Below are 3,450 nucleotides of genomic sequence, written 5' to 3' on the forward strand. Positions count from 1 at the left end.
TGGCAAACGAAGAAATTAGGGGAGATTATAGACTTCAAAGTAACCAATTCCTTTTCGCGTGAGAATTTGAATTATGAATCAGGAGCTGTAAAGAATATCCATTACGGCGATATTCATACTAAATTTCAAACCTTATTTAATATTATTAATGAAATAGTACCTTTTATAAATGAGGAAATAAATTTACAAAGAATTTCAGCTGAAAATTATTGCAGAGAAGGAGACATTATATTTGCAGATGCTTCCGAAGATCTGAATGATGTGGGTAAAAGTATTGAAGTTGTAAATGTTAACGGTGAAAAATTACTGTCAGGATTACATACTTTATTGGCGAGACCAAAAGAAAATATTTTTCATTTGGGCTTTAATGGATATTTATTCAAAACCAATCAAGTGAGAACACAAATTCAAAAAGAGTCTCAAGGCTCAAAGGTTTTAAGTATCAATGTTGGACGAATCTCAAAAATTGAATTATCGTTTCCTGATCTAAAAGAACAAGAAAGAATAACCGCTTTCTTAAGTTTGTTGGATGATCGTATCTTCACCCAAAACAAAATAATTAAGGAGCTTAAGTTATTAAAGAATACGATTCGCTATCAACTTTATAGACAGATACTAAATGGTGAAAATAGATTAGTTCAAATTAAGGAGCTCTTAAACTATGAACAGCCAAATAAATATTTAGTTACAAATACTGATTATTCTTCTGACCCTTCATTGACTCCAGTTCTGACTGCAAATAAAGCTTTTGTACTAGGATATACAGATGAAGTTTTTGGAGTTTACAATAAAGAAGAATGCATTATTTTTGATGATTTTACAATGGATATGAAGCTTGTCAATTTCCCATTTAAAGTGAAATCATCTGCGATTAAAATTTTGACAGCTAAACCAAATGTAAATTTGAATTTTATTTTTGAGTATTTATCTTTTCTTGATTTATCATCTAGTGAACATAAGCGACATTACATTTCTGAAATTGAGTCAATGGAAATAACATTACCAGATTGTCAAGAACAAAATAAAATTTCAAATATATTATCCTGTATCAAGGAGAAAATAAAAATAGAAACTGAAATTCAGAAAGTACTGATTACGCAAAAAAAATATTTGCTGACTAACTTATTTATATAAACAAATCAGCTAACAAGTATTTTTTCTGTACTTCTATTTTTTGTAAAAGTTTAACTTCAATATCTATTTTTGTATCAATTGATAAAAGAAATTTAGCGATTTTAGTTTGTTCATCGATACTTGGAATATTGATCTCAATTTTTTCGATCTCCGACTTACTGATTTCAGCGAATGTAGATCCGTTTGCTCGTCTTTCCAATTTATATTTATTTACTTTCAACCAATTAAATAGAAATATGTTATTGTAGTTTTCTTTTACAATTAATGATTGAAATCCTTGATTGGTAGTACATTCTTCAAGTGCTATTGATACTTCTCCTATAGTAGCTCTTGTAGTCAGTAATATTGTCCCTTTGGGTAGAAGTCTTGCAGAGGAATTTTTTAATCCTAATTCAGAAATAGTTCTTTCACTTTTAGAAACAAAATTTGATTTAATTTCAGTTGGGGTGAACCACTGTATGTGACCATTCCAATACTCGGCTCTATTAGTTTCTGGCGTACCTCCGCCAATTATTTCACTTACATCTTTTAGTTTCTTAATCTGCCATTTCTGAAAATTATTTCCTTCACCATCTCTAAATTTCAATCGAAGTGAAAACAATTTCTTACTAAGCGTATTCACACAGGAAATATAATCCTCAATTAAAGGGCTAAGTGAAAAGATATTTTCTCAGAAAATTAGATTCAACGAGTTCTATGAGGAATGGGAAGTACAAGGCTTGCATGATGTTTTAGTGAAATTTGATAAAACCACAACAATAAATAATCAGTATCCTATCCTAACTTCTGCTAGAACAGGTATATATTTCCAGAAAGATTACTTTGATGGAAATGAAGTAGCAAGCAAAGATAATACAGGATACAACATCGTTCCTCGTGGTTATTTTACTTACAGACATATGAGCGACGATGTAACTTTTAAATTTAATATAAACACTATTTGTGATAAAGGAATCGTAAGCACTTTATACCCTGTTTTTACAACTAGTGGTGTAAACGATTACTTTTTAAAAACCTATTTAAATGAGGGACAGGCATTTAAAAACTATGCCTTATTACAAAAGCAAGGTGGGTCGAGAACATATATGTATTATAACAAGTTATCAAAGCTTAAATTACCATTTCCCACTCTCTCGGAACAAAACAAAATTTCTCGATTTCTTTCTTCGATTGATGCCAAGATTCAGGCGGAGAAAAATATTTTGGATAAATATCAATCTCAAAAGCAGTATCTGCTACAAAACCTATTTATATAAATAGGTTTTGTAGCAGATACTTTTTCTGTATCTCATATTTTTGCAGTGAATTTTTTTCAATATTTATTTTTTCGTCAATAGTTGATAACAATTTTTCTATTTTATCTTGTTCTTCCGAAGAAGGGCAGAAAATAGTAGATTCTCCGTAGTCTTTGAAATAAATGTGTGGAATTCCAGAACCAACTTTGTATTTTTCAAAGTTGAAAAATTTCAGACAGAAGAAAATATATCTTAAATTAATTTCAGACTTTGCAGTTAAATAGTTTAGAGTACCAATAACCGAAAATTTATCCGCTCCAAATTGTACCTTTCCAACTCCAGAGCCATCTTTGATTATTAAAACTGCATCTTTATTAATTTGGTAATTTTCCGTAAACGCAATAATACCCGTGGCTCCATAAACTGGATAAACTCCATTTTTATCAATTACATTCGATTCTGTTAATGATGATGAATAACAAGAAACACAATCATTTAATTTTTTATTTGGTACTTGCTTTAGAATTAGTTTTTGACAAAGCCCTTTAATTAAGGTTTTTAATTGTTCAATTATTTTGTTTTGGGTGTGGATTCTTTCGTCAAGTAAAGCCAAAAACGAAGAAATTCTATCTTGTTCATTGAGTTTTGGTAAACTTAAAGTAAGGGAAGCTAATTGACTCGAATATAAATGTACTACGGAAATACCCTGTGCTAAATTTGCTATTTCCATTTTCTTTTTACTGTTTAGATAATAGGATAAAAAAACTCCATTATTCGTTGTTTTGATGATGTTTAAATCACCTCCTAATGCAATGCCTGACTTCAAAACACAGGAAGCTGTTGCAATATCGATTGTTGTTTCTCCAGACGCAGGAATGATAACATCATTCTTTTCACTTAAAACTAAAGTAGATGTATTTACATTAGTCTTGGATTTTATTTCGTTAATGACTTCTGTGTAATGTGTATAAAGTTCCCCATATCTTATACATTCGGTGATTCCATTTTCTTCGATATCACTTTTAGAAATTCCTTTTCCTTTTGAAAATGTTGCAATCTCCCCTAATTTCTTCGTTTGCCA

4 protein-coding genes are annotated in these 3,450 nt (G+C 30.0%); 2 read left to right on the forward strand and 2 right to left on the reverse strand.

All coding sequences use genetic code 11. The features are described 5' to 3' along the window. Positions 1–1,134 (forward strand): restriction endonuclease subunit S (locus tag ACX3PU_RS10205; protein WP_459084932.1); only part of this gene is annotated, 1,134 nt, incomplete at its 5' end. Here ACX3PU_RS10205 and ACX3PU_RS10210 read toward each other — a convergent pair. Beyond that, positions 1,127–1,720, reverse strand: a complete 594-nt coding sequence (locus ACX3PU_RS10210; RefSeq protein WP_459084933.1) for a restriction endonuclease subunit S — start codon at positions 1,718–1,720, stop codon at positions 1,127–1,129. The two genes, ACX3PU_RS10205 and ACX3PU_RS10210, sit on opposite strands and share 8 nt — an antisense overlap. Positions 1,721–1,811: 91 nt before the next feature. Here ACX3PU_RS10210 and ACX3PU_RS10215 point away from each other — a divergent pair, with 91 nt between their 5' ends. Then, positions 1,812–2,390, forward strand: coding sequence for a restriction endonuclease subunit S (locus tag ACX3PU_RS10215; RefSeq protein WP_459084935.1), 579 nt, complete (start codon positions 1,812–1,814; stop codon positions 2,388–2,390). On the opposite strand, the gene ACX3PU_RS10220 is transcribed toward ACX3PU_RS10215, so the two are convergent. Further along, the coding region (locus ACX3PU_RS10220) for a restriction endonuclease subunit S (protein ID WP_459084934.1) at positions 2,383–3,450 on the reverse strand (1,068 nt) is incomplete at its 5' end. The two genes, ACX3PU_RS10215 and ACX3PU_RS10220, sit on opposite strands and share 8 nt — an antisense overlap.

The sequence above is a fragment of the Chryseobacterium sp. A301 genome (assembly GCF_054489425.1).